The sequence below is a fragment of the Streptosporangium sp. NPDC001681 genome, assembly GCF_040298085.1.
Lineage (GTDB): Bacteria > Actinomycetota > Actinomycetes > Streptosporangiales > Streptosporangiaceae > Streptosporangium.
This window is the reverse complement of sequence record NZ_JBEOZN010000283.1, coordinates 1-3,127: the sequence shown is the minus strand read 5'-3', so window position 1 is coordinate 3,127 and position 3,127 is coordinate 1. Positions and strand designations below refer to the sequence as shown.

Sequence of the window (3,127 nt, the reverse complement as noted above, 5' to 3'; positions counted from 1 at the left end):
GCGCTGGGTCTTGCGGGGATGTGGGAGTCGGCCGGGCAGTCGGTCGCGGTTCATCGTGATCTGTCGGCGCTGGGCGAGGCGGGGCCGGTGCCGGAGGTGGTGCTGGCCGAGGTCGTGACCAGGCGGGCCGGGGACGTGGCGATCTCGGCGCACGAGGTGACGGCTGGGGTGCTGGGTCTGTTGCAGGGCTGGCTGGCCGATGAGCGGTGTGCTGGTTCGCGGCTGGTGGTCGTCACGCGGGGTGCGGTGGCCGCGGGTGAGGGTGAGGCGGTCACCGATCTGGCGGCTGCGGCGGTGTGGGGTCTGGTGCGGTCGGCGCAGTCGGAGAACCCGGGCCGGTTCGTCCTGGTCGACCTGGATGATCAGGAGTCCTCGCTCGCGACTTTGCGCGATGTACTGCTCGCGGTGCCGGCCTCGGACGAGCCGCAGGTGGCGGTGCGTGACGGTGGAGTGCGGGCGCCGCGGCTGGCGTCGCTGGTCTCGGGGGCGGGTCTGCTGCCGCCGGCCGGTGGGGTGGCGTGGCGGTTGGGCAGCCGGGCCAAGGGCAGCTTGGACGCGCTGGAGCTGCTTCCGTTCCCGCAGGTGGCCGAGCCGCTGGAGGCCGGGCAGGTGCGGGTGGCGGTGCACGCGGCGGGGGTGAACTTCCGGGATCTGCTGGACGGGTTGAACGCGCTGGGCTGGTTCCAGGACAAGGCTGAGGTCGCCGGTGTGGTGCTGGAGGTCGGCCCGGAGGTTGAGGACCTGCGTCCGGGGGACCGGGTGGTCGGTCTGGCCGGGGGCGCGTTCGGTCCGGTGGTCGTCACCGAGGCCACAATCTTGGTGAAGATTCCCGATCACTGCTCGTTCGAGCAGGCGGCGACGATTCCGGTGGCGTTCCTCACCACCTATTACGGGCTGATGGATCTGGCCGGGTTGCGGGCAGGCGAGAGGCTGCTGGTGCACGCCGGTGCGGGCGGTGTGGGCATGGCGGCGATCCAGCTGGCCCAGCGGCTGGGGGTGGAGGTGTTCGCCACGGCCAGCCCGGCCAAGTGGGACGTTCTGCGTTCGCTGGGCATCCCGGACGATCACATCGCCTCCTCGCGCACCCTGGAGTTCGAGGAGCGGTTCTCCCAGGTGTGTGGTGAGCGGGGCATCGATGTGGTGCTGAACTCGCTGACCGGGGAGTTCATCGACGCCTCGGCGCGACTGCTGCGCCCGGGTGGCCGGTTCATCGAGTTGAGCAAGCTGGACATTCGTGATCAGGCGAGTTTCCCGGGGCTGGAGTATCACTGGTTCGACGTGCTGGATGCCGGGCCCGAGCGGTTGCGGCAGATTCTGGCCGAGCTGATGGAGCTGTTCGCCGCTGGTGAGTTGCGGCCGTTGCCGGTGACGGCGTGGGATGTGCGCCGGGGCCGGGAGGCGTTCCGGTTCATGAGTCAGGCCAGGCATACCGGCAAGATCGTGCTGACCATGCCCCGGCGGTGGGAGCTGGACGGCACGGTGTTGATCACTGGTGGTACCGGTGGTCTGGGTGCGGAGGTGGCCCGGCATCTGGTGGCCGAGCACGGGATGCGGCATCTGCTGCTGGCCAGCCGCCGGGGCCTGGAGGCTCCGGGTGCGGTGGAGTTGCGGGCCGAGCTGATCGCGCACGGGGTCGAGGTCACGGTCGCCGCCTGTGATGTGGCGGATCGCGATCAGGTGGCGGCGCTGCTGGCGCAGGTCGATGCCGGGCATCCGCTGACCGCGGTGATCCACACCGCGGGCGTGGTGGACGATGGGACGATTCCCTCGCTGACGCCGGAGCGGCTGGATGCGGTGTTGCGGCCGAAGGTGGACGCCGCCTGGCATCTGCACGAGCTGACCCAGGGTATGGATCTGGCTGGGTTCGTGGTGTTCTCCTCGCTGGCCGGGGTGATGGGCGGTGGTGGTCAGGGCAACTACGCGGCGGCCAATGCCTGGCTGGACGCGTTGATGGCACGGCGCCGGGCGCTGGGGTTGCCGGGGTTATCGCTGGCGTGGGGACTGTGGGCGCAGGCCACCGGGATGAGCGGGGGCATGTCGCAGGTCGATGTGCACCGGGTGACCGCCGCCGGGCTGCCGCCGATCACCACCGAGCAGGGACTGGCGCTGTTCGACGCCGCCATCGGGTCGGATGCACCGCTGGTGCTCCCGGTCCTGATGAACATACCGGCGATGCCCGCTCAGCTGGTGCCGCCGCTGCTGCGCGGTCTGGTGCGGGGCACCCGTCGTACGGCGGCTTTGGCGCATACGGCCGATGGAGGAGCGTTGGTGCGGCAGCTGGCCGCACTGACGCAGGCCGACCGGACCCGGTTCATGGTCGATCTGGTCCGCACTCAGGCCGCCACGGTCCTCGGACACCCCGACTCCGCGGCGGTGGACGTCCGGCGGGAGTTTCGTGAGCTGGGCTTCGACTCCCTGACCGCGGTGGAGTTGCGGAACCGGCTCAATGCCGCGACCGGGTTGCGGTTGCCGTCCACGCTGGTGTTCGACTACCCGACGCCGGCCGTGCTGGCGGAGTTCCTGCTGGCCGAGTTGTTCGGTGAGGACGCCGATGTGGTCATTCCCGCGTCGGTGGTACCGGTGGCGGACGACCCGATCGTGATCGTGGGCATGGCCTGCCGTTATCCGGGCGGGGTCGAATCGCCGGAGGATCTGTGGCGGCTGGTCAGTGAGGGTGGGGATGGGATCTCGCCGTTCCCGACGACGCGCGGCTGGGATCTGGCGGCCTTCTACAGCCCGGATCGGGAGAGCCAGGGCATCAGCTATGTGCGTGAGGGCGGGTTCCTGCACGAGGCGGGGCAGTTTGATCCGGGGTTCTTCGGGATCTCGCCGCGTGAGGCGTTGGCGATGGATCCGCAGCAGCGGTTGCTGCTGGAGGTGTCGTGGGAGGCGATCGAGCGGGCGGGCATGGATCCGGTCTCCTTGCGCGGCAGCCACACGGGTGTGTTCGCCGGGATCATGTACCACGACTACGCGTCAAGCGTGGAGTTCCCGCCGGAGGCGATGGGCTTCATCAGCACCGGTACGGCGGGCAGTGTCGCGACCGGCCGGATTTCGTACGCGCTGGGGTTGGAGGGCCCGGCGGTGACGGTGGACACCGCGTGTTCGTCGTCGCTGGTGGCGATGC

General features: G+C 70.1%; 1 protein-coding gene. It reads left to right on the top strand.

From position 1 onward, the window contains the following. Positions 1-3,127: SDR family NAD(P)-dependent oxidoreductase (locus ABT130_RS47325; RefSeq protein WP_350966455.1), on the top strand; the 3,127-nt coding region annotated here is incomplete at both ends.